Source organism: Ramlibacter sp. (assembly GCF_035706265.1).
Classification (GTDB): Bacteria; Pseudomonadota; Gammaproteobacteria; order Burkholderiales; family Burkholderiaceae_C; genus Ramlibacter.
This window is the reverse complement of the sequence record NZ_DASSVG010000369.1, coordinates 1-2,500: the sequence shown is the minus strand read 5'-3', so window position 1 is coordinate 2,500 and position 2,500 is coordinate 1. Positions and strand designations below refer to the sequence as shown.

Annotated in this window: 3 protein-coding genes (1 of these 3 cut by a window edge); 2 read left to right on the top strand and 1 reads right to left on the bottom strand. The window is 68.9% G+C overall.

All coding sequences use genetic code 11. The features are described 5' to 3' along the window. On the top strand, positions 1–414 hold the 3' portion of the coding sequence (locus tag VFM98_RS13380; RefSeq protein WP_325110412.1) for a hypothetical protein. Its footprint begins 30 nt before the window's first position; the window shows 414 of its 444 coding nt (coding positions 31–444); the start codon falls outside the window, past its left edge; its stop codon occupies positions 412–414. Positions 415–523: 109 nt separating this feature from the next. Continuing rightward, positions 524–1,765, top strand: coding sequence for a D-alanyl-D-alanine carboxypeptidase family protein (locus tag VFM98_RS13375; RefSeq protein ID WP_325110411.1), 1,242 nt, complete (start codon positions 524–526; stop codon positions 1,763–1,765). Between the two features lie 6 nt (positions 1,766–1,771). Here the strand turns inward: VFM98_RS13375 and VFM98_RS13370 are convergent. Further along, a partial coding sequence (locus VFM98_RS13370) for a PQQ-dependent sugar dehydrogenase (protein WP_325110410.1) occupies positions 1,772–2,500 on the bottom strand: 729 nt, incomplete at its 5' end.

Sequence of the window (2,500 nt, the reverse complement as noted above, 5' to 3'; positions counted from 1 at the left end):
GTGGCCGCGTATCTCGCGGCCACCGTCTTCAGCGGCCTGCCCTCCACGCTGCATGCCCTGGCCACCGGTGCCGATGCGCTCGAAGCGACCCGCGCGGCCGGCGCGATGCTGGCGCCGGGCGCGACGAGCACCGCCGCCCTGGTCGCTGCAGCCGCGGTCGTGCACCCGGCCGTCTCGCTGTTCTGGACCGCCGTCTTCGCCTTCCTCCTGCCACGGCGCGGGGTCGTGTTCTGGGCCATCCTGGGGTCGCTCGCGGTCGCCCTTCTCGACCTGCTCGTGATCGCGCCTGCCTTCTTCCCCTCGGTCGCAGCGCTGCCGTTCCGGCCGCAACTGGCCGACCACTTGATGTGGGGCGCACTGCTCGGTGGAACGCTGCATTGGCGGATGCGGCGGCGCCAGGGCCACGGCGATTGATCCTGCGAAGGCGCACCGCCGCCTTTCCTACGCCGTGACGCGGCCATTCGGCAGCCCACCAGCGGCCTGCATCCGCCACAATGTCCGGGTCTGTCGGTGATCCTTCCCCATGCAAACCAAGCGTCTTTTCATTCTTCCGCTCGCCTTCGCCATTGCCGCGGGCACCCTGGTTCCCGATTCGGAGTCCTTCGCGGCCCCGCAGAAAAGCAAGTCCGCCGCCCACAAGAAACCTGCAGCCACCGCGCCCGCCGCGGCGGCGCCGGTTGGCGAGACGGCCGTCGCCGGTGGTGCCCCGGTGCTGCCCGCCAAGGCCTGGCTGCTGATGGATTTCGACTCCGGCGAGGTGCTCGCCTCGGCCAATGCCGACGAACCCTTGCCGCCCGCGTCGCTGACCAAGATGATGACCAGCTACCTGGTCGAGCAGGCGCTGCGCACGGGGAGGCTGAAGAAGACCGACCTGGTCCCCGTGAGCGAGCACGCCTGGTGCCGGGGATCGAGCAGCGAATCGTGCATGTACCTGCCGCTCAACAGCCAGGCCACGGTGATCGACATCCTGCGCGGCATCGTCATCCAGTCGGGCAACGATGCCAGCAAGGCGATCGCCGAGTACATGGGCGGCTCCGAAGAAGGCTTCGCCAAGCTGATGAACGACGAGGCGAAGCGCCTCGGGATGACGAACACGCATTTCGTCAACGCCACCGGCCTGCCCGATCCGGCGCACAAGGCCTCCGCGCGCGACCTGGCCATCCTGGCGCGCGCGATCATCCGCGACAGCTCCGAGTTCTATCCGATCTACGCGGAACGCGAGTTCACGTACAACGGCATCAAGCAGGGCAACCGCAACGCGCTGCTCTACACCGACCCCACCGTCGACGGCCTGAAGACCGGCCACACGCAGGATGCGGGCTACTGCCTGGTGACTTCGTCCAAGCGCAACGGCATGCGCCTGATCTCGGTGATCCTCAACACCACCAGCGCCCAGGCCCGCGCCGACCAGACGCGCAAGCTGCTGGCGTGGGGCTTCGGCAATTTCGAGAAGGCCACCCCGCTGCAGCCGGGCACGCCGGTCGGGACGGCCAAGGTCGCCTTCGGCAAGGCCGACACCGTGCCGGCCGTGCTGGGATCGCCGTGGACGATCACCGTGCCGCGCGGCCAGAAGGTGCAGACCGCGGTGCAGTTGAAGCCGGACCTGGAAGCGCCGGTGAAGAAGGGCGCCGTGGTCGGCAAGGTGGTCGCCACCTCGAACGGCAAGCCGGTGGGCGAAGCGCCCCTCGTCGCGCAGGCCGACGTGGAACAGTCGGGCCTGATGCTGCGCGGCTGGCAGCACCTGCTCAAGCTGTTCGACAAGTAGGCCGCATCATGGCGCCGCGCGCTCGATGCGCAGCACCTGCCCCGCCGCCGTGAGCACGTACAACTCCTTCTGCCCGTCCTCGCCGAAGGAGATGACCGACCCCATGTTCGCGATGAACTGCTGCGGGTCGGTCGCCGCGCCGCCGCTGAACACGAAGCTGCGCAGCCAGCCGCTGCAGAGGTCGGAATAGAAGTACCGCCCCTGCAGCTCCGGGATCGCGCTGCCGCGGTAGACGAAGCCGCCGATGATCGAGCAGCCGCCATTGCCGTCGTGGCCGTATTCCAGCACCGGCAGGGTGAGGCCGGCCCGATCGCAGGAAGCCGTGCCGAAGCAGGAGGTGGCTTCCATGAGGTTCCAGCCGTAGTTGAGCCCCGCCGCACCGGCCGCGCTCACGTCCACTTCCTCGAAGCGGCCCTGCCCGACGTCGCCGATGTAGAGAAGGCCCGTGGGCGGATCGAACGCATAGCGCCACGGATTGCGCAGGCCGTAGGCCCAGATTTTGCCGCGCCTGTTCGGCTGCCCCACGAACGGGTTGGTGGCAGGAACGGCGTACGGTGCCGCCGCGCTGGCGTTGCGCACGTCGATGCGCAGCAGCTTGCCCAGCAGCGAATCGAGGTTCTGCCCGTTGCCCAGCGGGTCGCCGCCACCGCCGCCATCTCCCGTCGCGAGGTAGAGAAAACCGTCCGGGCCGAAGCGGACCAATCCGCCCTTGTGGTTGGAGAAGGAGCGGTGGGG